Source organism: Alcaligenes aquatilis, from assembly GCF_003076515.1.
GTDB lineage: Bacteria > Pseudomonadota > Gammaproteobacteria > Burkholderiales > Burkholderiaceae_B > Alcaligenes > Alcaligenes aquatilis.
Genome location: NZ_CP022390.1, coordinates 653,887 through 679,387 on the forward strand (window position 1 = coordinate 653,887; position 25,501 = coordinate 679,387).

24 protein-coding genes are annotated in these 25,501 nt (G+C 56.8%); 14 read left to right on the forward strand and 10 right to left on the reverse strand.

Going from position 1 to position 25,501, the window contains the following annotated elements; translation table 11 throughout:
• Nucleotides 1-7: 7 nt before the first annotated feature.
• The 7 genes from CA948_RS03095 to CA948_RS03125 all read right to left on the reverse strand — a co-directional run bounded on the left by CA948_RS03095 (nt 8) and on the right by CA948_RS03125 (nt 4,631).
• The gene (locus CA948_RS03095) at nt 8-772 is read right to left on the reverse strand and encodes a 3-hydroxyacyl-CoA dehydrogenase (protein WP_108727303.1); all 765 of its coding nucleotides are present in this window, start codon (nt 770-772) and stop codon (nt 8-10) included.
• 63 nt (nt 773-835) lie between these two features.
• Nucleotides 836-1,492 carry an adenylate kinase gene (adk, locus tag CA948_RS03100; RefSeq protein WP_094196372.1) on the reverse strand — a complete coding sequence of 219 codons (657 nt, stop codon included), beginning with the start codon at nt 1,490-1,492 and terminating at the stop codon, nt 836-838.
• Nucleotides 1,493-1,594: 102 nt separating this feature from the next.
• Nucleotides 1,595-2,359, reverse strand: coding sequence for a 3-deoxy-manno-octulosonate cytidylyltransferase (gene kdsB / locus CA948_RS03105; protein WP_108727304.1), 765 nt, complete (start codon nt 2,357-2,359; stop codon nt 1,595-1,597).
• A 1-nt stretch (nt 2,360) separates the two neighbouring features.
• Complete coding sequence (locus tag CA948_RS03110) at nt 2,361-2,546, reverse strand: Trm112 family protein (RefSeq protein ID WP_094196374.1); 186 nt, start codon at nt 2,544-2,546, stop codon at nt 2,361-2,363.
• Entirely contained in the window at nt 2,546-3,625 is a 1,080-nt protein-coding gene (lpxK, locus tag CA948_RS03115; RefSeq protein WP_108727305.1) for a tetraacyldisaccharide 4'-kinase, read from the reverse strand. Before lpxK ends, CA948_RS03110 begins: the two co-directional genes overlap by 1 nt.
• Nucleotides 3,622-4,026, reverse strand: a complete 405-nt coding sequence (locus CA948_RS03120) for an ExbD/TolR family protein (RefSeq protein WP_094196376.1) — start codon at nt 4,024-4,026, stop codon at nt 3,622-3,624. The genes lpxK and CA948_RS03120 overlap by 4 nt, the downstream gene beginning before the upstream one ends.
• Nucleotides 4,026-4,631, reverse strand: a complete 606-nt coding sequence (locus tag CA948_RS03125) for a MotA/TolQ/ExbB proton channel family protein (RefSeq protein WP_094196377.1) — start codon at nt 4,629-4,631, stop codon at nt 4,026-4,028. Before CA948_RS03125 ends, CA948_RS03120 begins: the two co-directional genes overlap by 1 nt.
• 426 nt (nt 4,632-5,057) lie before the next feature.
• Here CA948_RS03125 and xseA point away from each other — a divergent pair, with 426 nt between their 5' ends.
• Complete coding sequence (gene xseA / locus CA948_RS03130) at nt 5,058-6,404, forward strand: exodeoxyribonuclease VII large subunit (protein WP_108727306.1); 1,347 nt, start codon at nt 5,058-5,060, stop codon at nt 6,402-6,404.
• Nucleotides 6,405-6,458: 54 nt separating this feature from the next.
• Nucleotides 6,459-7,037, forward strand: coding sequence for a superoxide dismutase [Fe] (sodB, locus tag CA948_RS03135; protein ID WP_094196379.1), 579 nt, complete (start codon nt 6,459-6,461; stop codon nt 7,035-7,037).
• 139 nt (nt 7,038-7,176) lie between these two features.
• Here sodB and bfr read toward each other — a convergent pair whose 3' ends face one another.
• Nucleotides 7,177-7,641, reverse strand: a complete 465-nt coding sequence (bfr, locus tag CA948_RS03140) for a bacterioferritin (RefSeq protein ID WP_108727307.1) — start codon at nt 7,639-7,641, stop codon at nt 7,177-7,179.
• A gap of 324 nt (nt 7,642-7,965) precedes the next feature.
• On the opposite strand from bfr, the gene pcaF reads away from it, so the two are divergent.
• The gene (pcaF, locus tag CA948_RS03145; RefSeq protein WP_094196380.1) at nt 7,966-9,171 is read left to right on the forward strand and encodes a 3-oxoadipyl-CoA thiolase; all 1,206 of its coding nucleotides are present in this window, start codon (nt 7,966-7,968) and stop codon (nt 9,169-9,171) included.
• Here pcaF and CA948_RS03150 read toward each other — a convergent pair whose 3' ends face one another.
• Both CA948_RS03150 and CA948_RS03155 read right to left on the reverse strand, forming a co-directional pair.
• On the reverse strand, nt 9,172-9,642 hold the full coding sequence (locus CA948_RS03150; RefSeq protein ID WP_094196381.1) for a DUF192 domain-containing protein: 471 nt from the start codon (nt 9,640-9,642) through the stop codon (nt 9,172-9,174).
• 46 nt (nt 9,643-9,688) lie between these two features.
• Nucleotides 9,689-9,934: a cold-shock protein gene (locus CA948_RS03155; protein ID WP_003801483.1), complete on the reverse strand. Its 246-nt coding sequence runs from the start codon at nt 9,932-9,934 to the stop codon at nt 9,689-9,691.
• Between the two features lie 165 nt (nt 9,935-10,099).
• Here CA948_RS03155 and clpS point away from each other — a divergent pair, with 165 nt between their 5' ends.
• The 11 genes from clpS to CA948_RS03210 all read left to right on the forward strand — a co-directional run bounded on the left by clpS (nt 10,100) and on the right by CA948_RS03210 (nt 25,307).
• Nucleotides 10,100-10,423, forward strand: coding sequence for an ATP-dependent Clp protease adapter ClpS (gene clpS, locus CA948_RS03160; RefSeq protein ID WP_026482895.1), 324 nt, complete (start codon nt 10,100-10,102; stop codon nt 10,421-10,423).
• Between the two features lie 93 nt (nt 10,424-10,516).
• Entirely contained in the window at nt 10,517-12,838 is a 2,322-nt protein-coding gene (clpA, locus tag CA948_RS03165) for an ATP-dependent Clp protease ATP-binding subunit ClpA (protein WP_094196382.1), read from the forward strand.
• A 3-nt stretch (nt 12,839-12,841) separates the two neighbouring features.
• A complete protein-coding gene (locus CA948_RS03170) occupies nt 12,842-14,131 on the forward strand; it encodes a paraquat-inducible protein A (protein ID WP_238988642.1) in 1,290 nt (429 codons plus the stop codon).
• A gap of 10 nt (nt 14,132-14,141) precedes the next feature.
• Nucleotides 14,142-15,794, forward strand: coding sequence for a PqiB family protein (locus tag CA948_RS03175; RefSeq protein WP_108727308.1), 1,653 nt, complete (start codon nt 14,142-14,144; stop codon nt 15,792-15,794).
• Nucleotides 15,791-16,405, forward strand: a complete 615-nt coding sequence (locus CA948_RS03180) for a PqiC family protein (protein WP_108727309.1) — start codon at nt 15,791-15,793, stop codon at nt 16,403-16,405. Before CA948_RS03175 ends, CA948_RS03180 begins: the two co-directional genes overlap by 4 nt.
• 111 nt (nt 16,406-16,516) lie before the next feature.
• Entirely contained in the window at nt 16,517-20,290 is a 3,774-nt protein-coding gene (putA, locus tag CA948_RS03185; RefSeq protein WP_108727310.1) for a trifunctional transcriptional regulator/proline dehydrogenase/L-glutamate gamma-semialdehyde dehydrogenase, read from the forward strand.
• Between the two features lie 128 nt (nt 20,291-20,418).
• Entirely contained in the window at nt 20,419-21,576 is a 1,158-nt protein-coding gene (locus tag CA948_RS03190; RefSeq protein ID WP_094196386.1) for a branched-chain amino acid ABC transporter substrate-binding protein, read from the forward strand.
• A gap of 128 nt (nt 21,577-21,704) precedes the next feature.
• Complete coding sequence (locus tag CA948_RS03195) at nt 21,705-22,637, forward strand: branched-chain amino acid ABC transporter permease (RefSeq protein WP_094196387.1); 933 nt, start codon at nt 21,705-21,707, stop codon at nt 22,635-22,637.
• Entirely contained in the window at nt 22,634-23,740 is a 1,107-nt protein-coding gene (locus CA948_RS03200; protein WP_376912741.1) for an ABC transporter permease subunit, read from the forward strand. Before CA948_RS03195 ends, CA948_RS03200 begins: the two co-directional genes overlap by 4 nt.
• On the forward strand, nt 23,737-24,573 hold the full coding sequence (locus CA948_RS03205) for an ABC transporter ATP-binding protein (RefSeq protein ID WP_162496890.1): 837 nt from the start codon (nt 23,737-23,739) through the stop codon (nt 24,571-24,573). The genes CA948_RS03200 and CA948_RS03205 overlap by 4 nt, the downstream gene beginning before the upstream one ends.
• A complete protein-coding gene (locus CA948_RS03210) occupies nt 24,570-25,307 on the forward strand; it encodes an ABC transporter ATP-binding protein (RefSeq protein ID WP_108727311.1) in 738 nt (245 codons plus the stop codon). Before CA948_RS03205 ends, CA948_RS03210 begins: the two co-directional genes overlap by 4 nt.
• Nucleotides 25,308-25,501 lie beyond the last annotated feature (194 nt).

Consider the following 25,501-nt stretch of genomic DNA (forward strand, 5'->3'; position numbering starts at 1 on the left):
CAGAAAGTTATTTTGGTGCCATACGAATGGCGCCATCCAGACGGATGGTTTCACCATTGAGCATTTCGTTATTGATAATGCTCTGCACCAGTTGGGAGAAATCTTCAGGGCGACCCAGACGCGAGGGGAAGGGAATGCTGGCTGCCAGCGAGTCCTGAACTTCCTGAGGCATGGCAAACATCATGGGGGTGCCGAAGATGCCGGGAGCAATCGTCATGACACGAATGCCGGTTTGGGCCAGGTCGCGGGCCAGGGGCAGGGTCAAGCCGACCACGCCCGCCTTGGAGGCGCCGTAAGCCGCTTGGCCGATTTGGCCGTCATAGGCGGCGACCGAAGCCGTATTGATCAGCACACCACGTTCGCCCGATGCTTCAGGCGTGTTGTTGCTCATGGCAGCGGCGGCCAGACGACACATATTGAAGGTGCCGACCAGGTTGATCATGACGGTTTTTTGAAACAGGTCCAGCGTGTGTGGGCCGTTGCGTCCCACGGTGCGTGAGGCAGGGGCCACACCGGCACAGTTGATCAATCCGAACAGAGGGCGGGCGCTGTCCTGGCACGCCAGATCCACGACGGCCTGGGCATCGTGCTCGGAAGTCACATCGCAGCGCTGATAGTGTTGGCCCAGCTCTTTGGCCAAAGCCTGGCCGGCCTCGTCCTGAATGTCGGCAATCACCACGCGGGCGCCGTTTTGAACCAGCATACGTACGGTGCCTGCGCCCAGACCCGATGCGCCGCCCGTGACAATAAAAGTCTTGTTATTGATTTGCATGAGCTTGTCTCCCTTGAATAATAAACAACCGGCCCTTTTGGGGCCGGCTGAATCTTGATTTGCTTAGCTTGCCAGGGCGTCCACAATGCGCTGGCGGATTTCATCGACGCTGCCCACGCCGGAAATCTTGCGATAGGCTGGCGCTTGCGGGTCGCCGGTGGCTGACCATTGCGAGTAGTAATCGACCAGAGGGCGGGTCTGCTCGCGATAGACAGACAAGCGGTGGCGGACGGTTTCCTCGCGGTCATCATCGCGCTGGAGCAAGGGTTCGCCAGTTACATCGTCCACACCGGGGGTTTGGGGTGGGTTGAACGTGACGTGGTAGCTGCGACCGCTGGCCGCGTGAATACGGCGGCCGCTCATGCGTTCGATAATGCTTTCTTCCGGTACGTCGATTTCGATCACGAAGTCCAGTTTGACCTGAGCATCCTTCAAGGCGTCGGCCTGGGGAATCGTGCGCGGGAAACCGTCGAACAGGTAGCCGGGCTCACAGTCTGCTTCTTTCAGACGGTCGCGAACCAGACCGATGATGATGTCATCGGAGACCAGGCCACCGGCGTCCATGATTTTTTTGGCTTCTACACCCAACGGGGACTGGGCTTTGACAGCGGCACGCAACATATCGCCCGTGGAAATTTGTGGAATACCAAATTTCTCGGTGATGAAAGCAGCCTGAGTGCCTTTGCCGGCACCAGGGGGCCCGAGCAGTATAAGTCGCATGAATTCCTCCAGGAAATGCGTCGATCCGATTCTCGCTTCAGTATGATGCGTTGCAGCATAATGAGCGCATTTTTTATTCGGATGGAGCAGAAAAAAGATCTTTTATAACCGATTTGCGAAGTGAGCGCGTACTCTTTCCAGGTCTTGTTCGGTGTCTACCCCCGCTGCAGGAATCTCCTGGAGGCGGTGAACCATAATCTGGAAGCCGTTTTCCATGGCTCGCAACTGCTCCAGAGACTCAAAGTGTTCCAGCGGCCCACGCGGTAGCTGGGCGTACTGCTGCAGGAAGCGATTTCGGTACGCATAAAGGCCAATATGGTGCAATGCGGGAAGTCCGTCGGCCAGTACCCGCTCTCCCTGGGCCAGTGCGTCGCGGGCCCAGGGCATGGGCGCACGCGAAAAGTACAGGGCGCGGCCTTGCAGGTCGCAGACCACTTTCACAGCATTGGGATTGAACAAGGTCTCGACGCTCTTGATGGGCGCGGCCAGCGTGGCGATATCGGCCTGCTCGCTGCGAGCCAGCAGTTCGGCGGCGGCATGGATGTGTTCGGGCTGAATCAGGGGTTCGTCGCCCTGCACATTGACCACGATCTCGTCCTCGGACAGCTCCAGCAGACGGGCGGCCTGTGCCAGACGGTCGGTGCCGGTCGGATGTTCGGCATCGGTCAGCAAGGCCCTGAAACCGTGCGCCTGCACGGCTTCGAGCACGCGGGTCGAGTCCGTCGCCACCCAAACCTGACGCGCTCCACTGAGCGCCGCTTGCTGGGCGCAGCGCACGATCATGGGTTGGCCAGCGATGTCGGCCAGCGGCTTGTTGGGTAGACGAGTCGAACCCAGGCGTGCGGGGATGATGACGGAAAAAGTCATATCAGTTGCTGGCGGGGTCCTGCGCGTTCAGTTGGCGCGCTTCGTTGACCAGCATGGTGGGGATGCCGTCCACAATAGGGAAGGCCAGTTTGTCGGCCTTGCAGACCAGTTCTTCTTGTTCGCGGTCGTGGCGCAGAGGGCCCTTGCACAGGGGGCAGACCAGTACGTCGAGTAGGCGAGTTTCCATTATTGAACTCCGGGTAAAGAGGGGGAGGTTAAGCGCCGCTTGCGCAACAGGCCATCCAGTTCAGCAATCCAGTCCGGACGTGAAAACATGGGCTGGACATCCACAACCCACAGACGTGGGTCGTTAAGGTGCTGGCATTTTACGGCGTCTTTACGGGTAATGAGTACCAACCCATCATGCAGGGCCTGAAAGTCCTGGGCTTGCAAGGCAGCATGGTCGGGCAGGGGGAAAGTCTGGTTCAGATGCAGACCACAAGTGCGCAGCATCGAAAAAAAACGGTCGGGCTGGCCAATGGCGGCCAGAGCTTGCAGTTCTTGTTGACCGTATTCCTGCTGCCAGTCTGACCAGTTCAGGCGGCGGCCCGAGCTCAAGTGCTCCAGCTGATGCGGGCGCAGGTTCATGGTCAGGGTGCGGCCAGGTTCGGCGGGTTGAGGGGTGGATGGAGCCGTTTGATCGGCCACCACTTGACTGATCAGCCAGTCCACGCTGCGCAGGCGTTCGGGGCCTTCACGCAATGGGCCGGCTGGCAGCAGCAAGCCGTTGCCCACGCCACGCGCATCTTGAACTACGACTTCCATATCGCGTTGCAGGGCCAGGTGTTGAAGGCCGTCATCTGAAATAATCAGGTCGATTGCTGGAAAGTTAGTGAGCAAAGCCTGGGCAGCCAGCGCACGGCGGGGGTGGACGGCAATGGGGGCCTGGGTTTGGGCGGCAATGAGTGCGGGTTCGTCGCCAAACTGTTCAGCAGCTAACTGACCTTGACCTACGTGAGGGCTGGGGCCGATTTTTACGCCATACCCACGGCTGATAATGCCGGGAGTCCATCCCAACGCGCGCAATTGCTCGGTCAGCGCCAGGACGATGGGGGTCTTGCCTGCGCCACCCACAATAATATTTCCCACCACAATGACCGGCACCGGGCTGCGGTAGGACGCGCTGGGATCTTGCTCGTAGCGTCGTTGTTTGCGCTGTACGAAAAGCGCAGCCAGCGTTGAAAGAGGGCGCATCAAGAGACTGAACCAGCCTTTTTTCTGCCACTGTTGGTGAAGCCAATCAGTCAGGCGGACACGCACACTCATGGGGCCTGGGTCGCAAAGTGAACGCGGTGGATGCCTACCTGACGGGCGGCCTCCATAGCCTGAACGACGGCAAAGTGAGGGGCCTGGGCATCGGCCAGAATCAGCAGGCTACTGTTCTCGTCGGTTTTCTCAGTCGACAAGGCTTGACTAAGGGGGGAGGCGCTACTGGCGTCCAGCCACATGCCGTTCAAGGCATAGCGCCCATCCTGGCTGATGGCCAATAACAGTTCAGCCGCTTGGGCAGCTTGGGCCTGAGCCTGGGGCAAGGACACATCCAGCTGGCGATAGCGCACGAAGGTGCTACTGGCAGCCAGAAAAATCAGCACGACCAGCAAGACATCAATCAAGGGCACCAGGTTCAGTTCCAGCGTGTCTGGGTCTTGGGCTCGGCGAAAGCGCATCAGGCAGCCCTCTGAGCCAGCAGACGATCCAGGGCACCGGCTTCTGTTTCCAGGCAGTGCAGCAGATAGTCGGCACGGCTGCGAAAGTAACGGTGAAAGATCATGGCCGGGACGGCAATCAGAATCCCCAGGGCGGTGTTGTAAAGGGCAACGGAAATGCCACGGGCAATCAGGCTGGGGTCACCCCCAGCGGGGTCGTAGGCGGCAAAAATGTCGATCATGCCAATGACTGTACCGAACAGGCCCAGCAAGGGGGCGATCACGGCAATGGTGCCCAGTGCCGGAATATATTTGTTCAATTGGTAGCTGATGTCTTTGCCTTCTGCTTCCACAGCAGCCTCACGCAAGGCGGGGGACAGGTGGCGGTTCTTCAGTACAGTGGCTAACACTCGACCCAAGGGGGAGTTGTCGTACAGGCGAGGCAGCGAGTCATCCTGAACACGGTTCTGGCTTGTCAGTTCGCTGATCTGGCGTGCCAGTCCAGCCGGTAAGATCCGTTTACTGCGCAGGGCCAGAAGGCGCTCCAGGATCAAACCCAGGGCAAGAATGGAGCAGGCCAGCAGAAACCAGACAGGCCAGCCAGCGGCATGGATCAAAGTAAGCACGAGTCGATTATCCGGTCAGGAAATAAATCAGCACTTATTGTAGAGCCCCTGTCTGCATTGCGGGAATGTTCCGGCGCTGGCGCGGTACACTTTAACGTCTTTTCCACGCAAAATGACGCCAAACCCCTGATGTATTTGAAGTAATAAGTGTAGTGCTAAAACTATCCACAAAAACTGTGGATAATTCTGTGCATAAAACATCCCATAGTGGCTCGGGTGGTGGTTTAGAGGTTCTCTGGCTAATTTTCGACCATTTTTGTGTTTTCTTAAATGTCGTGTAATTTCAATTACTTAATGAATTTATGTGATGTGAACTATCAGGTATTGGGCGGAAACCATTGTCTTGGCGTCTATTTGACAAAAGCATGACAGTTGTGGATACGGAGCGGTGGAAAACTAGCTAGTGGCGAGTCAAAAACAAAGAATATGATGCATTATCAAGAATCTAGAGCACCCGCAGTATGGACCGTGGCGCAGTTGAACCGCCGTGTCAGCCAATTGCTGGACGAGCACATGCCGGTAGTTTGGGTCAGCGGCGAAGTATCCAACTTTACCCAGGCCGCTTCCGGGCATTGGTACTTTTCCATCAAGGACGACAAGGCGGCGGTGCGTGCCGTGATGTTCCGGGGGCGCGCCCAAACCGTGGGCTTTGTGCCGCGTGCAGGCGAGCGCTTCGAGTTTCGCTGCTCGGTGACCTTGTACGAGGCGCGTGGGGATTTTCAAGTTCAGGTTGAGGGCATGCGCCGCGCGGGCCTGGGGGATTTGCATGAAGCATTTTTGCGACTGAAAAGTCAGTTGCAAAGCGAAGGACTGTTCGAGCCGGAACGCAAACGCCCCATTGCCACCTTGCCGCGTAGCATAGGCATCATCACCTCCTTGGCTGCTGCGGCCTTGCGAGATGTGCTGACGGCGATGGAGCGTCGCGCTCCGCATGTGCGCATTATTGTTTACCCCGCCCCGGTCCAGGGTGCTGAAGCGCCACCGCGATTGCGACAAGCGCTGGAAACCGCGATTGAGCGAGCCGAGGTTGATACGCTCTTGCTGGTACGCGGGGGCGGCAGCCTGGAAGATCTCTGGGCGTTTAACGATGAGGGGCTGGCGCGCCTGATCGCCTCCAGTCCTATTCCTATTATTAGTGGGGTGGGACATGAGACGGATTTCACCATTGCCGATTTCGTGGCCGACTTGCGTGCACCTACACCCACGGCAGCAGCCGAACTGGCTTGCCTGGGACGTGATCAATTGCTGGAGCAGGTCTTTGCACGTATAGGGGCTTTGAGCCACGGCGTGCAGCGCCATGTGGACCGGGCCTCTTTGCGTCTGGATCGAGCGGTGGCCAAACTGGTTTCCCCACATCAACGCCTGGCCCAGCAGCAGCAAGGCCTGGATCATCTGACCCAAAGACTGCAACGCGTGGCCCGCAGCGTGCCCGATGCTGCCGCTTTGCGCTTGGCCACATTGCAGGCACGTTTGGAGCGCAACATTCCGCAGTTGACGTCAAGACAGCAAAATCTGAATATGCTTTTCCAGCGGCTGGAAAAAGGTCTGGACCATGCGCTGGTTTTGCGCCGTCAACGCCTGGCTGCGGCTCAGCAAACACTGCAAGCCCTGTCCCCGCGCCTTATCATCAATCGTGGATATGCCATAGTCAGGGATAGCGAGGGGAAAGTTGTAAAAAATGCGTTAGACTTAAAGATTGGTGAACGACTCGATGTCGAGTTGAGTCGCGGTCATGTGACGGTGGATGTGGTGCGCACGCACGATCTGCTTTAGGCTGCGTCGTCCTTGTTGGATACCAAACCCGGTTTTTTTTTAGAAGGAATTGAAATGGCATTCACTCTTCCAGCTCTTCCATACGAACTCAACGCCCTTGAGCCACACATCTCCAAAGAGACTTTGGAGTTTCACTACGGTAAGCACCATCAGGCTTACGTCACCAACCTGAACAACCTGGTTGCTGGCACCGAATTTGAAAATGCTTCCCTGGAAGATGTGGTCAAGAAATCCTCCGGTGGCGTGTTCAATAACGCTGCTCAGGTTTGGAACCACACTTTCTACTGGAACAGCCTGTCCCCTAACGGTGGCGGCGCTCCTACCGGCAAACTGGCCGATGCCATCAATGCCAAATGGGGCAGCTTTGATGCCTTCAAAGAAGCCTTCACCAAGTCTGCTGTTGGCAACTTTGGTTCGGGCTGGACCTGGTTGGTCAAAAAGGCCGACGGTTCCCTGGATATCGTCAACACCAGCAACGCTGGCACGACCCTGACTTCCGATGACGTTGCCCTGATCACCTGTGATGTGTGGGAACACGCCTACTACATCGACTACCGCAATGCCCGTCCCAAGTACCTGGAAATTTTCTGGAACCTGGTGAACTGGGATTTTGCCGCCAAAAACCTGGGTTAATCGCTCAGGTCGTGGGTAGCGCTCATTGGAGTGCTGCCCGGCAAGAAAAAACCGCCATGCGCATGCTGGCGGTTTTTTTTATGGCTTCAATGAAAACAAGGCATAGGGCAGAGGCCGCCATACCTTGTTGTCGAAAGCGTTACATCTGGGATTGCTGGTAATCTTCCAGACCCACTTTCTCGATCAGACCTAATTGTTTTTCCAACCAGTAGGTATGGTCTTCTTCCGTATCGCGCAACTGGGCCAGAATAATGTCGCGGGTGACAAAGTCGCTGGCGGATTCGGCCAGTTCAATGCCCTTTTGCAAAGCAGCGCGAACCTCATATTCCAGCTCCAGGTCCTTGCGCAACATGCCGACTACGTCTTTGCCGGGCTCAAACGCATTGGGGCGCATGTCGGGAATACCGTCGAGCATCAGGATGCGACGGATCAGGGCGTCAGCGTGCTGGGTTTCTTCCTCCATTTCGTGGTTCATGCGCTCGTAAAGCTGCGTGAAACCCAGATGCTCATAAAAGCGGGAATGAATAAAGTACTGGTCACGCGCGGCGAGTTCGCCGCGCAGCAATTGATTCAGATAGTCGAGGACTTCGGGATTACCTTGCATGATGATGAGCCTGTAGAGAATGCCAACGGTGAAAGTATGCCATGGGGCTACGCGTCATGGGGTTTACACTGGGACGATGAGAGGGGGGTGAGGCTGAGGTTCGAGAGAGCTGCCGGATAGTTGGACGGCAAACGGTGGATTTCGTCTATCCGTATTTTCTTTCGAGCTGGCTATTGGGGGTCTGAGAAATTGACCGCGCAGCGGACGGCCTCCGTAATGATAAAAATCCTGCCAGCTCTCAAGCGCTACTATCAAAACAGTAGATTTCGAGCGCTCTCTATAGCGCTCTCGCGTGATTTTATTCAAGTTATCAGGGTGATTTTCATGAGTCAGGACGCCTTTATTTGTGACGCAATTCGTACGCCTTTCGGACGTTATGGCGGTTCGCTGTCCGCTGTGAGGGCGGATGACTTGGGTGCAGTGCCTATCGCCGCGCTGATCAAGCGCAATCCGCAAGTCGATTGGTCCAAGTTGGACGATGTAATGTACGGTTGCGCCAACCAGGCGGGTGAGGACAACCGTAACGTGGCACGCATGTCCGCGCTGCTAGCCGGTCTGCCCGTGGACGTACCTGGTGTGACTTTGAACCGGTTGTGCGGCTCCGGCTTGGACGCGATTGGTTCGGCTGCTCGCGCGATTCGCGCTGGCGATGCCTCCTTCATCCTGGCTGGTGGTGTAGAAAGCATGAGCCGCGCTCCCTTCGTGATGGGCAAGGCTGAATCGGCGTTCTCCCGTAGCGCCAACATTTATGACACCACGATTGGCTGGCGTTTCATCAACAAGGCCATGAAAGAGCAGTACGGTGTGGATTCCATGCCTGAAACGGCTGAAAACGTCGCCCAGCAGTTCAATGTGTCCCGTGCAGACCAGGACGTCTTTGCCCTGAACAGCCAACTGCGTGCTGCTGCGGCTCAAGAAGCGGGCATTCTGGCTGAAGAAATCACCCCCGTGATCATTGCCCAGCGCAAGGGCGATCCCATTGTGGTGGACAAGGACGAGCATCCGCGTGCCACGACTCTGGAGTCCCTGACTCGTCTGAAGCCTGTCGTGCGTGCCGATGGCACCGTGACGGCCGGTAATGCCTCGGGTGTGAACGACGGCGCTTGCGCGCTGCTGGTCGCCGACAAGGCAACGGTTCAAGCTCAGGGTCTGACTCCACGCGCTCGTGTGGTGGCCATGGCCTTTGCGGGTGTCGAGCCTCGTATCATGGGTATTGGGCCAGCACCGGCCAGCCAGAAAGTCCTGGCCTTGGCCGGCCTGACACTGGATCAAATGGATGTGATCGAGCTGAACGAAGCCTTTGCCGCTCAAGGCTTGGCGGTAACTCGTATGTTGGGTCTGGCTGATAACGATCCGCGTGTGAACCCGAACGGGGGCGCAATTGCTCTGGGTCATCCTTTGGGTGCCAGTGGTGCGCGTCTGGCAATTGCAGCCATCAACCAATTGCACCGCACAGGCGGTCGCTACGCCCTGTGCACCATGTGTATTGGCGTCGGACAGGGCGTGGCTTTGATTCTTGAGCGCGTCTAACTACGGTTTCAGAGCAGGCAGGCCGGTGATTTTCTCACCGGCCTTTTTATCTGCTTGCTTGAACCAGCCTTGTTCCATTTCCAAGGCGTAGCGCACAGGTCGCACCGGGCAGTGGGATTGAAGATCAAAGGGTTGCATGGCTTCGATATTGGTAATCGTGCCTTCATCGGTAATAAAGGCAATATCCAGCGGCAAGGGCGTATTCTTCATCCAGAAGCAAGGCATTCCGGTTTGCTCGAATACAAATAACATGCCGTGATTGGGGGCCAGGCTTTCTCGATGCATCAAACCTTGAGCACGAGTCTCGTCGCGATCGGCCACTTCAGCCTGAATTTGTTTGGAACCCAGGCTCAGGGTCAGGGTGGGAAGAGTCTCTTTGGCCTGGGCCGGGGCGCTGATACAAAACGCGGCCAGAAGACAGGCAAAAAAAACAGGGCGCGCAGGCCCCGTAGTCGTCGTGCGATACTGCATGTGTGTTGCGAACCTGCTTTTGTTAGAATCGAGAGCGCAAGAGATCTTAAGGCGAAGTAATATTAAGTGCCTGCTTGCCTTTAGGGCCTTGGGCAACTTCATACAGAACTTTCTGGCCTTCTTTCAAAGTCTTGAACCCGTTCATCTGAATGGATGAAAAATGAGCGAAGAGATCTTCGCCGCCGTTATCGGGTGTAATAAACCCAAAGCCTTTGGCATCATTGAACCACTTAACGGTCCCGGATAGTTTTTGATTGTCTCCAGTGCCTGCGGTGGTGGTAGTTTCCGACATGCTTGCTGCCTCTCAACTTAGTGTATGGTTGATACTTTTTTCGGCCCCTCCCTGGGCCTGTGATCGCGGCACCCCACTTTTTATTGTGAAGTTGACACGATCAGTCGGATGATGCTGAATTTTGTTCCCCCCAGTCAACCTATGGAAAGCACCTAGTTCTGTATTATGGCCATTGAGATCGATAAGCAAGGCGCCACAACGGTAGAGCGCCAATCCGCGCGGCTTGCCCCACCACCCATGTATCAGGTCATCTTGCTCAATGATGACTACACGCCCATGGAATTTGTGGTGAATATACTGGAGCGGGTATTTGCCAAGACCCCGGAGCAGGCCGAACAGCTTATGCTTAAAGTACATTACGAGGGTCGGGCTGTCTGTGGTGTGTATCCGCGCGATATCGCGGCCACCAAGGTGGAAATTGTGCGACAACTGGCGCAGTCGCGACAGCATCCTTTGCAGTGTGTGATGGAGCCGGTGCCTGATGCTTGACCATTTAGTGGTTTACCGTATTGTTCAGATCAGGCAAATTAGTCATAGAATAGCTTTAACCCCTAGTTTTACTCTTGCCGTGTAGGAGGAAGCATGATCTCCGAAGAACTTGAAGTCAGTCTACACATGGCCTTTGTCGAGGCTCGTGCCGCGCGCCATGAATTCATCACGGTAGAGCATCTGCTGTTGTCCCTGCTCGATAACGCCTCCACGCTGGAAGTGTTGAAAGCATGTGCTGCCGATATTGATGCACTGCGCCAGAATCTGCGTAAATTCATTAGCGAAAATACGCCCACTTTCCCTGGTGAAGGCGAGGTTGACACCCAACCCACGCTGGGATTTCAGCGAGTGATACAACGTGCCATCATGCACGTATCGTCCAGCAACTCCGGTAAAAACGTGGTTTCCGGCGCGAATGTGCTGGTGGCGATGTACGGGGAAAAAGACTCTCATGCGGTGTATTACCTGCAGCAACAAGGTGTCTCGCGCCTGGATGTCGTCAATTTTCTCTCGCACGGCATCACCAAGGCCAATCCGGAGCCCGCCGCTCCCGAGCCTCCCAAGGCCGCTGCGGCGGCGGAAGCGGATACCCGCTCGGACGCCCAGAAGTCGCCACTGGATCTGTATGCCACGGACCTGAACACTGAAGCCAGCCTGGGTCGTATTGACCCCTTGATTGGCCGTGAAAAGGAAGTGGAGCGCGTCATCCAAGTTCTGTGCCGTCGCCGCAAGAACAATCCCTTGCTGGTGGGTGAGGCTGGCGTGGGTAAAACCGCGATTGCTGAAGGCCTGGCCCTACGCATTCAGCGTGGTGATGTGCCGGACATTCTTAGCGAAGCGCGTGTTTATGCGCTGGACATGGGGGCCTTGCTGGCCGGTACCAAGTATCGGGGCGACTTCGAGCAACGCTTGAAAGCGGTGCTCAAGCAGCTCAAGGAAACAGCGCAGTCCATTTTGTTTATCGACGAGATCCACACCCTGATCGGAGCCGGTTCGGCTTCGGGCGGTACGCTGGATGCGTCCAATCTGCTCAAACCTGCGCTGTCCTCCGGTCAGCTCAAATGTCTTGGAGCAACCACGTACTCGGAATACCGAGGGATTTTCGAGAAAGACCACGCCTTGTCGCGTCGTTTCCAGAAAATTGATGTGGCCGAGCCCACGGTGGAACAGACCATCCAGATTTTGCGTGGTTTGAAGTCCAGTTTTGAAGAGCACCACGGGGTGCGTTATTCGGCGGCTGCCCTGACCGCGGCGGCGGAGTTGTCTGCCCGTTACATTAACGATCGCTTTTTGCCTGATAAGGCTATCGATGTAATCGACGAGGCCGGTGCGGCGCAGCGTCTGCTGCCACGCTCCAAGCAGAAAAAGGTTATCGGCAAGGCGGACATCCAGGCGACGGTATCGCGTATTGCCCGCATTCCTCCCCAGACCGTTTCCAGCGACGATCGCAATAAGTTGGCAACCTTGGCACGCGATCTGAAATCGGTGGTGTTTGGTCAGGATGTGGCGATTGACGCCCTGGCAGCGGCCATCAAGATGGCGCGCTCCGGCTTGGGTCTACCCGACAAACCCATCGGTTCCTTCCTATTCTCCGGCCCGACCGGCGTGGGTAAAACCGAAGTGGCGCGTCAGTTGGCCTTCGTGCTGGGGGTAGAGCTACTGCGCTTTGATATGTCCGAGTACATGGAGCGTCACACCGTGTCGCGCCTGATCGGTGCGCCTCCCGGCTATGTGGGCTTTGACCAGGGCGGTTTGCTGACCGAAGCGGTTACCAAACAGCCGCACTGCGTACTGTTGTTGGACGAGATCGAGAAAGCGCACCCGGACGTCTACAACATCCTGCTGCAAGTGATGGATCATGGCACGCTGACGGATAACAATGGCCGCAAGGCAGATTTCCGTAACGTCATCCTGATCATGACCACCAACGCGGGTGCCGAAGCGCTGAACAAAACCAGCATTGGCTTTACCCAGCCGCAGCGCTCGGGTGATGAAATGCAGGACATCAAGCGTCACTTCTCGCCAGAGTTCCGCAACCGTCTGGATGCGATTATTGGCTTCAAGCCTTTGTCGCGCGACATTATCCTGCGCGTGGTGGACAAGTTCCTGATGCAGCTGGAAAACCAGTTGCACGAGAAGCGCGTCGAAGTGTCCTTCTCGGACGCCTTGCGCGAGCATCTGGCGGCCAAGGGTTTCGATCCCGCCATGGGTGCCCGCCCCATGCACAGACTTATCCAGGACACCATTCGCCGTGCTCTGGCTGACGAGCTGCTGTTTGGCCGCCTGGTCGATGGTGGTCAGGTCGAGGTTGATCTGGACGAGAATGGCGAGGTGGTACTGGAATATCCTTCTTCGGGACCCGACGAACCCGGCAGCAAGACCTCCTCGCGTCCCGAGCCGGAATTAGTCGACTAAGCCGTGAGGGCATCGCGCCCCTTAATCGTCTGTACGCACTGTGACACCGTACACGAGCGAGTCCCCGTTCCAGGAGCGGGGCTCGCGCGTTGTGTACGTTGCGATACCGAACTTTACCGCCACAGCCGCTTTTCGCCACGTGAATGGCAAGCGCTGGTTCTGGCGGTTTTCATCCTTTTCCTGATTGCCAATCTGTTTCCCGTTGTCTATCTAAGCATGGCGGGTAAAACAGTATCGCCCACGTTTCCCAAAGCCTTGTTGCTGATCTGGCAGCAGGGGTACTGGGGCCTGTCCGTGATGGCGGGTTTGGTCGGTTTCTGGCTGCCGCTGTTCCAACTGATCTTCCAGTTCTGGGCCTTGGGTTTGATTGCCCGTGAAAAGCCCTTGCCGGGCGATTTTGGCATCGGTCTGCGTGTTCTGAGTCATCTGGAGCATTGGTCCATGACGGCCGTACTGTTCCTGGGCTTGATTGTGGCGATTGTGAAGTTTGCCGGAATTGGGCATTTGACTGTGGCACCAGGGTTGTACGCATTTTTTGCGCTGACGTTCCTGTTGACGGGCCTGAGCCGTATTACCGCAGCTCGTCTTTGGCGCTGGGCGGAGGATCGTGAGCTGGTTCCAGTTGCCACGCGCCAGGTCTTGAACGCGCATCCGGACTGGAGCGCCTGCACCTATTGCGGCTTTGTTCAAGCCAGCCAGAATACACGCTGTCATCGCTGTGCAGCCCCTGTCCACAAACGCAAACCCAATAGCCGCAGGCGGGTTGCCGCCCTGGTGCTGACGGCCTGTGTCTTTTATATTCCCGCCAATGTCTTGCCGGTGATGGAGCTGCGCAGCATTATGGGTACGAGTGCCCATACGATTTTGGGTGGGGTGATTCAGCTTTGGCAACTGGGCTCCTGGGACCTGGCCTTGATCGTGTTTATCGCCAGTATTGTCGTCCCCATTACCAAGCTCCTGGCTTTGGTGGTTCTGCTGGTGGGGCGTCGTTGGCGGGGCAATGGTGTACAGCGTCAACGTAACCGTATTTACGATATGGTCGAGCTGATTGGGCAATGGTCCATGCTGGACGTATTCGTGGTGGTCCTGATGGCAGCGCTGGCCAACTTCCCCGGACTGTCACAAATTATTCCTGGGGCAGGGGCCTTGAGCTTTGGCATGGTCGTGGTCTTGACCATGCTGGCCGCACTTAGCTACGACCCGCGTCAGGGCTGGGACCAGGACACCGACGAAGAACAAACAATAGAACCGCAAACCAAGCTGTCTTCGCCTGCATCACAGGCGACTTCCTGAAGGAAACAAGGTGCACGATCCCACAACTAATCAGCCTGACGGTCAAACCGAGCCCGCGCAGCCAAGACTGATTCCCGCGCAGCGATCCCGATTCTCCTGGATCTGGATTTTGCCTATCGCCGCTGCTTTGGTGGGGGCGTCGTTGGTACTGCGAAACTGGATGTTGACCGGGCCGCGTATCACGATCAGCTTCGACTCGGCCGAAGGCTTGGCGGTAGACCAGACCAAGCTACGTTACCGCGAAGTGGATGTGGGCACGATTTCCGACATTCAGGTGGCCCCGGACCGTAAGGGAGTCTTGGTGACCGCACAGTTAGAGCGCGATGGCTCTGAATTCATCACACAAAAAGACACGCGCTTTTGGGTGGTGCGTCCACGTTTGGGCTTAAGTGGTGTGTCGGGATTGGGGACCTTGCTCTCGGGTGTGTATATCGGTGTAGACGCGCCTTTTGAAGTGGACAAAAAGGCGCAGAAAATGAACTTTGTGGGTCTGGAAAGCCCACCCGAAGTGATTAGTGGCCGTGCCGGCAAACGCTATGTGCTGACCGCATCGGAACTGGGTTCGCTGGATCTGGGCTCCCCCCTGTACTACAAAGGTATTCAGGTTGGGCAGGTCAGCAGCTACGAGCTGAACGAAGAAGGTGATGGGGTGCGTGTACAGGTGTTTGTGGATGCACCCAATGATAAATTCGTGACCCAGGGTTCGCGCTTTTGGAACGTCAGTGGTGTAAATATGTCTCTGGATTCCACGGGTTTCAATGTCCGTACGCACTCCTTGGTTTCTGCTTTGGCAGGCGGTCTGGCTTTTGATCAGATGGAAGGCGAGCCTACGGAAGTAGCAGCAGCAGATACCCAATACGAGCTCTTCCCTACACAAGATCGTGCCATGGCCGAGCCGGACGGCCCGGCGGTGGAGCTGCGCTTTCATTTCCATCAGTCTGTACGCGGTTTGAGGCCGGGTTCCAAGGTTGAATTCCGGGGCCTGGAACTGGGCCAGGTCTACGACGTGGATCTGGAGTTCGACTTTGAGCGCAAACGCTTTTTCGCTTTAGTAAAAGCGCGTATTTATCCGCAACGCTTCGGTCACCTGTACGAGCGGATTGTAGAAACTCGACCAGACGAAAAAGACCCGATAAGTGCTTTGTTTAAACCGATGGTTGAACGTGGGTTGCGGGGCCAGTTGCGTCCTGCCAGCCTGATTACCGGTCAGCAGTACATTGCCCTGGAGTTTTTCGATAAGGCCGATGAGGTCGAGTTCGATGAGACGGCCAAACCCTTGGTGGTGCCCGTGATCGCCGGTGATTTTGATCGCTTGCAAGAGCAGGTCAGCGACATTGTCACGAAGATTTCAGCGATTCCGTTCGATCAGATTGGCAAGAATCTGCAAAGCGGGCTGACGGAGTTGAGCCAGGTGCTCAAGCAACTGGACAAGACGACGGTGCCGCAATTGAATGGGGCTCTCAAATCCATGGATGCAGCAGTTCAGAAACTGGGCGCCATGCTGGACTCGGACTCTTCCTTCAATACCTCGGTGGATCAAACCTTGAACGAGCTGAAACGCTCCTTGCGATCCCTGCGTGATTTAAGTGATACCTTGCAAAGCCAGCCCTCGGCAATATTGCGAGGTCGTTCTCCTGACGTACTGCCGGAGCCTGCGCCATGATGTCCCGTTTTCTGATTTCCGTGGCGTTTGCCGGTTTGCTGACGGCTTGCGCCTCGACCACGCCTACTTACTACACCTTGCAAACCGCCCATGCCGCTCCGGCGGCTGCAGCCCCATCCACACAAGCATGGAAGGGCTTTCAGTTGCGGCGTATGGATATGCCCGCCCAGTTGGATCGCCGAGCCTTTGTGCTGACGCAGGCGGCCGGTGGACAGGTTAATTTGCTGAACGATAGCCAGTGGGCATCGCCTTTGCCCGATGAAATGTCCCTGGCTTTGGTGTCCGGTTTGCAGGATCGCCTGAGCGTTCCTCAGTTGGCCAGTACCGCTGCGAAAACACCTCACTGGCAGATTGATGTGTTGGTGCAGCGCTTTGAGTCTGTCTATGGCGAACGCGCCACCCTGGAATTGAGCTGGACCTTGACGCCAATTGGTTTTGAGGGGAAAACCCAACAGTGCCGCTGGCTGGACTCCGAGCCGGCGTCTACTGTTCCAGAACTGGTGCAGGCACATCGTCAATTGCAGCAGCGCTGGGCCGATGCGCTGGCAGCTCAAATGCAAGGCAAATCTGTTCCTGCGATGTTGGGCAAGGCCATGATCTGCGTGAGTTAAATGCTAGGGTTAACTTTTTCTTGCACGGGTTAACCTGAATACGAAATTGGGTTAACCGTCAGTATTATTTCGGCATATCGCAGTCAAAAAAGCGTAACCGGGATAAGAAGCATGGCGAGCACAACCTTAGGGATCAAAGTCGATATAGAGCTGCGCGAACGTTTGCGGCGTGCGGCTGATCAGTTGCAGTGCACCCCACATTGGCTGCACAAGCAGGCTTTGCTGTCCTATATCGAAGGGATAGAGCGTGGTGTGTTGCCCAGCGAGTTGGCTCTGCGTAGTGGGGGCGATGCCGAGGCGCTTGAGGACGGTGTGTTGATGCCGTCGATCCCGTTTTATGGCTTTGCCCAAGATGTGCAACCGCAAAGCGTGTTGCGTGCTGCCATTACGGCCGCCTATCGCCGTCCCGAAACTGATTGCCTGCCTTTGCTGCTGAGCGCCGCACGTGCGTCCCAAAGCGCGCGTGCCCAGGAACTGGCCGCTCGTTTGGTCAAAGCCCTGCGCGCCAAGCGCCGTGGTGGTGGGGTCGAGGGTTTGATTCAGGAGTTTTCCCTGTCCAGCCAGGAAGGTGTGGCCTTGATGTGTCTGGCCGAAGCCTTGCTGCGCATCCCTGATCGCGCCACGCGTGATGCCTTGATTCGCGACAAGATCAGTCACGGTGATTGGCGCGCGCATATGGGCGAGTCTCCCTCGCTGTTTGTGAACGCCGCGACCTGGGGGTTGATGCTGACAGGTCGTTTGGTCAGCGTAAACAGCGAAAAGAATTTATCCTCTGCCTTAACCCGCATGATTGGTAAGGGTGGCGAACCCCTGATTCGTAAAGGCGTGGACGTTGCCATGCGCATGATGGGCGAGCAGTTCGTCACCGGGCAGACCATTGCTTCGGCACTGGCTAATAGCCGCAAATTTGAAGAGCAGGGCTTCCGTTACTCCTACGACATGTTGGGTGAGGCCGCCACGACAGCGGAAGATGCCCAGCGCTACTACCAGGCTTATGAGCAGGCCATTCACGCGATTGGTCGTGCCAGCCAGGGCCGCGGTATTTACGAAGGCCCCGGCATTTCCGTCAAACTGTCTGCTCTGCACCCGCGCTACAGCCGTGCCCAGCGCGATCGTGTTATGCATGAGCTCTTCCCGCGCCTGCTGTCCTTGGCGCAACTGGCTCACCACTACGATGTGGGCCTGAATATTGATGCAGAAGAAGCGGACCGTCTGGAAGTGTCCTTGGACTTGCTGGACAAGCTGTGTTTTGACCCGTCTTTGGCAGGTTGGAACGGCATTGGTTTTGTGGTGCAGGCGTATCAAAAACGCGCACCCTTTGTCATCGATTACTTGATTGACCTGGCCCGCCGTAGCGGGCACCGCTTGATGCTCCGCTTGGTGAAAGGCGCGTACTGGGATTCGGAAATCAAACGTGCCCAGGTTGATGGCCTGGAAGACTACCCCGTCTACACTCGCAAGGTGCATACAGACGTGTCTTACCTGGCTTGCGTTCGCAAACTCCTGCAGGCCCCCGAAGCCGTGTATCCGCAGTTTGCGACACACAATGCCCAAACTCTGGCCGCCATTTACGTGATGGCCGGTCAGAACTACTACACCGGCCAGTATGAATTCCAGTGCCTGCACGGCATGGGTGAGGACTTGTACGACGAAGTGGTCGGCCCGACCAAGGACGGCAAGTTGAATCGTCCTTGCCGTATCTACGCACCTGTGGGTTCGCATGAAACCTTGCTGGCTTACCTGGTGCGTCGCTTGCTGGAAAACGGTGCCAATACCTCCTTCGTGAATCAGATTGGTGATGCCGATGTGAACATGGAGCAACTGATTGCCGATCCCGTCGCCCAGGCCTTGAGCCTGCAACCCTTGGGTCGCCCACATGACAAGATTCCTCTACCGCGACAGTTGTATTGGGATGCCGAGCAGCGCTTGAACTCGGCCGGTCTGGATTTAAGCAATGAGCATCGCCTGGGTTCCTTGGCCGCGACCTTGATGCAAACCGCCGCCTTGCCACGTCAGGCTCAGCCCATCCTGGGGCAGGGCAATCCGGTCTGGGATGAGTCCAAGGCAACGATGGTGCGCAATCCAGCCAATCATCAGGATGTGGTGGGGCAGGTCATGTTTGCTACGGCGCAGGATGTGGAGCAGGCCTTGGAAGCCGCTAGCCACTATGCGCCTATCTGGCAGGCCACGCCGGTACAAGAGCGTGCCGCCGCCTTGCAGCAAGCCGCCCAACTGCTGGAAGATCATATGCAAGATCTGATGGGCCTGCTGGTACGTGAAGCCGGCAAGTCCTATGCGAATGCGATTGCTGAAGTGCGAGAAGCCGTGGACTTCCTGCGCTACTACGCGGGACAAGTCTTGCGCGACTTTGATAATGACGAATATCGTCCTGTTGGCGTGGTGCTGTGCATCAGCCCCTGGAACTTTCCCCTGGCTATTTTTCTGGGTCAAGTCTCGGCGGCTTTGGCGGCAGGCAACGTCGTGCTGGCCAAGCCCGCTGAGCAAACCTGCCTGATTGCGGCGGCCGCGGTCGAGTTGTTGCACAAAGCCGGGATTGCTCCCGGTGCCTTGCAGCTTCTGCCTGGTGATGGCCCTTCCGTAGGAGCCCCTTTGGCTGCCAGTGAGCAGGTCAATGCCGTCATGTTTACCGGCTCGACCGCCGTGGCCCAGGGCTTGAACCGTCAATTGGCCACACGCCTGACGGCAGACGGTCAGGCCGTGCCGCTGATTGCTGAAACCGGTGGCTTGAACGCCATGGTGGTTGACAGCTCGGCCTTGCCTGAGCAGGTGGTGTTTGATGTCTTGAACTCGGCCTTTGACTCGGCCGGTCAGCGTTGTTCCGCTTTGCGTTTGCTGTGTATTCAGGAGGATGTGGCCGAACGCGTGCTGAGCATGCTCAACGGTGCCATGCAGGAGCTGAGTGTGGGCAATCCCGATCTGCTCAGTACCGATGTAGGCCCGGTGATTGATGAAGAAGCCCGCTCCGGTATTGAAGAGCACATCAGCGCCATGCGCGAGGCGGGTTTCCGCATTACCCAAAGCGAGCAAAACCGTATCCAGACAGGGACGTTTGTCTTGCCGACCATTATTGAGATCGAACAGGTCAAGGATCTGGAACGTGAAATTTTTGGCCCCGTACTGCATGTGATGCGCTTCAAGCGCAGCGAACTGGACAGCCTGATCAATCAGATCAACGAACGTGGTTACGGCCTGACCTTTGGCGTTCACACTCGTTTGGACGAAACCGTGGATCGTGTCGTTTCGCGCATTCACGCCGGTAACGTTTATGTGAACCGCAATATGGTAGGCGCGGTGGTAGGTGTACAGCCTTTTGGTGGTGAAGGCTTGTCGGGTACGGGGCCCAAAGCGGGCGGCCCCTTGTACCTGCGCCGACTGCTTAGCCGTTGTCCGCAGAATCTGCCCTTGCAAGCTTGGCAGGAACAGGGCGTGGTCTTGCCCGGCCCGACAGGTGAATCCAATATGTATCGGCTGTACCCACGGGGGCGCGTTCTGTGCATGCCCGTTAGCGTACCTGGCTGGCGCGCTCAGCGTGAGGCCTGCGCACAAAGCGGCAACCAGGCCATCTTGCTGGACCGTTTGGGTCTGGGCAATTGGCACGATGCCCCTGCCGAGCAAATCACCATGTCCGATTTGGGTGAGGCAGATTATGATGCTGTTTTATTTGAAGGCGACAGCGATGAACTCCGGCACGTGCTGGGCCAGGTGGCTGAACGCCCTGGTCCCATTGTTGGGGTTCAGGGGCTGTTGACACAGGAATTGGAGGAGGGCGCAGCGTACGTGATCGAGCGTTTGCTGCGTGAAGTCTCAGTTAGTACCAATACAGCGGCAGCTGGAGGCAATGCCAGTTTGATGATGGTTGGTTGATCTTGGCGGGCACTCATTTCTATGCACACGTTTGGTCGCACATTTCACCTGGAGCGGCGGCCCGGCGTCTATTCTCACGGCAAGGGCCGGCTTGTAGCGCGGCTATATTAAAAACGAAGGAGAACAATATGCAGTCCATCACGACCTTTAAATTGGCCTTGGTTTCGACAGCGGTTTTCGGTGCATTGGCGGCTAGCCCCGCCTTGGCCGCTGACAAAGTTATCAAGCTGGGTTTTGCGGCTCCCCTGACCGGCCCGCAAGCTCACTACGGTGAAGATATGCGCAACGGTCTGGTGCTGGCGCTGGAAGAGGCCAACGCCCAAAAGATTGAGATTGACGGTGCAACCGCCCGCTTTGAGCTGGTCGCCAAGGATGATCAGGCTGACCCGCGTACCGCCGTTCAGGTGGCTCAGCAAATTGTGGACGATGAGGTGGATGGTGTATTGGGCCATTTCAACTCGGGCACCACCATTCCCGCCTCGCGTGTCTACAATGACGCGGGTATCCCCCAGATTGCCATGGCAACCTCGCCTGAGTACACCCAGCAAGGTTACGACAACACCTTCCGCATGATGACCAGCGACACCCAGCAAGGTGCCGCTGTGGGTCAGTTCATCGTCAAGGATCTGGCGGCCAAGAAAGTGGCGTTGATCGATGACCGGACCGCCTACGGTCAAGGTCTGACAGATCAGGTGGCCCGTGCGGTAGAAAAAGCCGGTGGCCAGATCGTCGCCCGTGAATACACCACGGACAAAGCCAACGACTTCACCTCTATTCTGACCAACATCAAATCCAAACAGCCCGATGCCATCTTCTTTGGCGGTCTGGATGCGCAGTCCGGCCCCATGAAGCGCCAGATGCAGACTCTGGACATTCAGGCACCGCTGGTTTCGGGCGAAATGACCCGCAGCGACACCTTCCTGCGCTTGGCTGGCAATGCGGCTGACGGCACCTACGCGTCCCTGGCCGGTGTGCCGCTGTCCACCATGGCCGCTGGTGAGAAGTTCGCCAAGGACTACCAGGCCCGCTTCAAGGCTGATCCTGGTGTTTACGCGCCTTACGCGTATGACGGTGCCTGGAACATGATCACCGCCATGAAAGAAGCGGGTTCCTCCAAAGCAGAAGACTATCTGCCCAAGCTGGCCGCCTTGAAACGCAACGGCGCTACCAGCAACAACATTGCCTACGACCAGAACGGCGACTTGAAAGAAATTGCCGTCACCATCTATGAAGTGAAAGATGGTAAGTGGACGATGGTAAAAACCATGGTCAGTCAGGCTAACTAAGCGCGTTTGATCCTGCAGTTTGAGCCCTATGGGGCTCATCTTTACCGTGGCCTGTGTTTGGCAGGCCCACGCTCCCTGTTCTATCGCCATGCGCCAGGGCAGGGAGCAATGACCACGAGTCCCAATCTATGGAAATCCTGATACAACAACTAATAAATGGCCTGACCGTGGGCAGTGTCTACGCCCTGGTGGCGCTGGGCTACACCATGGTGTATGGAATTATTGGCCTGATTAATTTTGCGCACGGTGATGTCGTCATGGTTGGGGCGATGCTGGCTACGACAGTGGTGTTGTCGTTGGTCGGCGCGGACCCGGCAGGGCTGTCCGCCTGGCTGATGGTGGGACTGGCTCTTCTGGCCGCGATTCCGGTCTGCATGGGCATAGGCTGGACGGCAGAGCGTTATGCCTATCGTCCCTTGCGTCGTGCTCCCCGTCTGGCGGCATTGATCACGGCTATCGGTGTGTCCTTTATTGTGCAGAATCTGGCCATGATGATCTGGGGGCGCAATTATTTGAGCTTCCCGCACATTATTGAGCCGATGGTGTTCCAACTGGGCGAAGCGCGCATCAGCTTGCTGCAAATTCTGATTATTGTTGGTGCCGCTGCGATCATGTCCGGCCTGATGGTGCTGGTGCACCGTACCCGTCTGGGCACGGCCATGCGTGCCACCGCCCAGAACCGGGAAGTGGCCGGTTTGATGGGGGTGAACATCAATACGGTGATCTCCGCAGCCTTTGTGATTGGCTCGGCCTTGGCGGCTGTCGCAGGCGTCATGATCGTGACCTACTACGGTGTTGCCCAATACACCATGGGCTTCATGCTGGGCCTGAAAGCCTTTACAGCCGCTGTTTTGGGTGGCATTGGCAATTTGGGCGGCGCCATGCTGGGGGGCTTGCTGCTGGGCCTGATCGAAGCTTTGGGCGCTGGCTATATCGGTGACCTGACCAATGGGGTCTTTGGCAGTAACTATCAGGATGTGTTCTCTTTTATCGTGCTGATCCTGGTGCTGATTTTCCGTCCCTCGGGCTTATTGGGTGAACGTGTGGGAGATCGCGCATGAGTCTGAATCAAACCCTAAGTGGCGCTGGCTCCAAACAGCGTCCCGCAACACCCGCTAAAGTCTGGGTCGGTGCGCTTCTTATCGGTGTGGTGCTGGCCATTCTGCCGTTTGTTTTGGGGATGGCCGGTCAAAGCTGGGTCCGCACGCTGAACTTTGCCCTGCTGTATGTGATGCTGGCCCTGGGCCTGAACATTGTGGTGGGCTTTGCGGGTTTGCTGGATCTGGGCTATATCGCCTTCTATGCCGTTGGGGCCTATGTCTGGGCCATGTTGGCCTCACCACATTTTGGTCTGCACTTGCCGTTCTGGATGGTGCTGCCAGCCGGGATCGCCTTGGCGGCCGTATTCGGTGTGCTGCTGGGCTTTCCGGTGCTGCGCTTGCGAGGCGACTATCTGGCCATTGTGACGCTGGGATTCGGAGAAATTATCCGTATCTTCATGAATAACCTGGATGCGCCCGTCAATATCACCAACGGCCCGCAAGGGATCAACCGGGTCGATACCTTCAAGATTGGCGACTTCATTTTCGGCAAGGCGGAAACCCTGTTTGGCATACGGATTACCGGGCCAGAGAAATACTATTACCTGCTCCTGCTGATCACGCTGTTGATTGTGTTTATCTGCGTACGCTTGCAGCACTCCCGTATTGGCCGTGCCTGGGAAGCCATTCGTGAAGACGAAATCGCGGCCAAGGCCATGGGGATCAATACCCGTAACGTCAAACTGCTGGCGTTTGCGATGGGTGCAACGTTTGGTGGCGTGGCAGGGGGCTTGTTTGCCTCCATGCAAGGCTTCGTCAGCCCAGAGAGTTTCAGCCTGACCGAATCGATCTCCGTGCTGTGCATGGTGGTGCTGGGCGGCATGGGCCATATCCCTGGTGTGATCGTGGGGGCCTTGCTGCTCTCCGTATTCCCGGAGCTGTTGCGCTCGGTTGTGGTTCCGCTGCAGCAAAGCGTGTTTGGTGATGTGATTCTGGATCCGGACGGCATTCGTATGCTGCTGTTTGGCTTTGCCCTGGTACTGGTCATGATCTATCGCCCTGAAGGCCTGTGGCCCTCTGCGGTGCGTCGTCGTGAGCGCAAAATGAAGCAGGTGCAAGCATGAGTCTGACCATGAACCAACACGTAAAAGACGGTGAGGTGCTGCTGCAGGCAGAAGGCTTGTCCAAACGCTTCGGTGGTTTGCAGGCCTTGTCCGACGTCAGTTTCAGCATTCGCAAGGGCGATATCTACGGTCTGATCGGTCCGAACGGAGCGGGTAAAACCACGCTGTTCAATGTGATGACGGGCTTGTACATCCCCGAGTCGGGCCGCTGTGCCTTTGCCGGTCGCAACCTGACCGACTGCAAACCCCATCAAATCGCTGAGTCCGGTTTTGCGCGTACCTTCCAGAACATCCGCTTGTTCGGCAGCCTGTCTGCCCTGGAAAACGTCATGATCGGCCGCCACGTCCGCACCCGTGCTGGCGTGCTGGGGGCCGTGATGCGTAATCGTGCTACCCGTCAGGAAGAAGAGCAGATCGAGGCCCGCGCCTACGAGCTGCTGGATTACGTCGGCATTGCCCAGCACGCCAACGAGATTGCGCGCTCCCTGTCCTATGGCGACCAACGTCGCCTGGAAATCGCCCGTGCACTGGCAACGGATCCTATGCTGTTGGCACTGGACGAACCCGCTGCCGGCATGAACCCGTCCGAGACTGTCGTCCTGCGCCAATTGATTGAAAAAATCCGTGGTGACGGCATTACCGTCCTGCTGATCGAACACGATATGAAGCTGGTGATGGGCCTGTGTGATCGAGTTCTGGTGCTGGAGTATGGAAAGGTACTAGCCGAAGGCAAACCCGCCCAAGTCCAACACAACCCGCGTGTGATTGAAGCCTATCTGGGCGCAGGTGCCGCCAAAGACATGGGTATTACCGTTGAAGAGGAAAAGTCATGAGCACAGAACCGTTGATGCTGGATATTCGGGGTCTGGATGTAGCTTATGGCGGCATTCGGGCGGTACGCGGCCTGGACCTGCGAGTGGGCAAGGGTGAACTGGTTTGCTTGATTGGTGCCAACGGCGCCGGTAAAAGCACCACGCTGCGAGCGATCACAGGCCTGGTGCCTGCGGCTGCAGGACAGATCGAACATCAAGGTGAAAGCATCATCGGCCTGCCATCGCACCAACTGGTGCGCCGTGGGGTGGTCATGGTGCCAGAAGGGCGGGGGATTTTTCCGCAACTGACGATCGAAGAAAACCTGGCCATGGGGGCGTATACCCGTAAGGACCACCACGAAGTCCGCCAGGATATCGAGCGTATCTATACCTTGTTCCCGCGTCTGGCCGAGCGTAAGAAACAATCGGCAGGGACTTTGTCCGGTGGGGAGCAGCAGATGGTGGCCATGGGACGAGCCATGATATCCCGGCCTTCATTGCTGCTGCTGGATGAGCCGTCCATGGGCTTGGCGCCGATCATGGTTGAACGGATTTTTGAACTGATCCAGACGATTGCTAAAGAAGGCGTGACGATTTTGCTGATTGAGCAGAATGCGCGCTTGGCTTTAGAACTTGGGGATCGAGGCTATGTGATGGAATCAGGCCAGATTATCCTGGAAGGCCCGGCTGCGCAGTTGCTGCATGACCCGAAGGTGAGGGCGGCTTATCTGGGGGAAGAGGATTTTGCTGCGTAAGTAGGATTCAGGGTTGAAGAAAAAGCCAATCAGCTTTGGGTTGATTGGCTTTTTTTTTGTGCTGAGTCTTACTTAGTGACGCAGATTAACGTATAGGTGTCTGCTTTCGACCCTAAGCGGTAATTGACGACATTATGGAGAAGCTAACGTTTAGCAACGTTTGTATTCACCGGTATGCGGGGCTTTTCGCGCAA

What these genes read in the sequence shown, in the direction of transcription:
- kdsB (WP_108727304.1), bottom strand. Translation starts at nt 2,359, where the DNA reads ATGACTTTTTCCGTCATCATCCCCGCACGCCTGGGTTCGACTCGTCTA.
- CA948_RS03110 (WP_094196374.1), bottom strand. Translation starts at nt 2,546, where the DNA reads ATGGAAACTCGCCTACTCGACGTACTGGTCTGCCCCCTGTGCAAGGGC.
- sodB (WP_094196379.1), top strand. Translation starts at nt 6,459, where the DNA reads ATGGCATTCACTCTTCCAGCTCTTCCATACGAACTCAACGCCCTTGAG.
- putA (WP_108727310.1), top strand. Translation starts at nt 16,517, where the DNA reads ATGGCGAGCACAACCTTAGGGATCAAAGTCGATATAGAGCTGCGCGAA.
- CA948_RS03195 (WP_094196387.1), top strand. Translation starts at nt 21,705, where the DNA reads ATGGAAATCCTGATACAACAACTAATAAATGGCCTGACCGTGGGCAGT.
- bfr (WP_108727307.1), bottom strand. Translation starts at nt 7,641, where the DNA reads ATGCAAGGTAATCCCGAAGTCCTCGACTATCTGAATCAATTGCTGCGC.
- CA948_RS03120 (WP_094196376.1), bottom strand. Translation starts at nt 4,026, where the DNA reads ATGCGCTTTCGCCGAGCCCAAGACCCAGACACGCTGGAACTGAACCTG.
- clpA (WP_094196382.1), top strand. Translation starts at nt 10,517, where the DNA reads ATGATCTCCGAAGAACTTGAAGTCAGTCTACACATGGCCTTTGTCGAG.
- CA948_RS03200 (WP_376912741.1), top strand. Translation starts at nt 22,634, where the DNA reads ATGAGTCTGAATCAAACCCTAAGTGGCGCTGGCTCCAAACAGCGTCCC.
- CA948_RS03190 (WP_094196386.1), top strand. Translation starts at nt 20,419, where the DNA reads ATGCAGTCCATCACGACCTTTAAATTGGCCTTGGTTTCGACAGCGGTT.
- CA948_RS03210 (WP_108727311.1), top strand. Translation starts at nt 24,570, where the DNA reads ATGAGCACAGAACCGTTGATGCTGGATATTCGGGGTCTGGATGTAGCT.
- CA948_RS03150 (WP_094196381.1), bottom strand. Translation starts at nt 9,642, where the DNA reads ATGCAGTATCGCACGACGACTACGGGGCCTGCGCGCCCTGTTTTTTTT.
- lpxK (WP_108727305.1), bottom strand. Translation starts at nt 3,625, where the DNA reads ATGAGTGTGCGTGTCCGCCTGACTGATTGGCTTCACCAACAGTGGCAG.
- clpS (WP_026482895.1), top strand. Translation starts at nt 10,100, where the DNA reads ATGGCCATTGAGATCGATAAGCAAGGCGCCACAACGGTAGAGCGCCAA.
- pcaF (WP_094196380.1), top strand. Translation starts at nt 7,966, where the DNA reads ATGAGTCAGGACGCCTTTATTTGTGACGCAATTCGTACGCCTTTCGGA.
- CA948_RS03095 (WP_108727303.1), bottom strand. Translation starts at nt 772, where the DNA reads ATGCAAATCAATAACAAGACTTTTATTGTCACGGGCGGCGCATCGGGT.
- adk (WP_094196372.1), bottom strand. Translation starts at nt 1,492, where the DNA reads ATGCGACTTATACTGCTCGGGCCCCCTGGTGCCGGCAAAGGCACTCAG.
- CA948_RS03180 (WP_108727309.1), top strand. Translation starts at nt 15,791, where the DNA reads ATGATGTCCCGTTTTCTGATTTCCGTGGCGTTTGCCGGTTTGCTGACG.
- xseA (WP_108727306.1), top strand. Translation starts at nt 5,058, where the DNA reads ATGATGCATTATCAAGAATCTAGAGCACCCGCAGTATGGACCGTGGCG.
- CA948_RS03205 (WP_162496890.1), top strand. Translation starts at nt 23,737, where the DNA reads ATGAGTCTGACCATGAACCAACACGTAAAAGACGGTGAGGTGCTGCTG.
- CA948_RS03155 (WP_003801483.1), bottom strand. Translation starts at nt 9,934, where the DNA reads ATGTCGGAAACTACCACCACCGCAGGCACTGGAGACAATCAAAAACTA.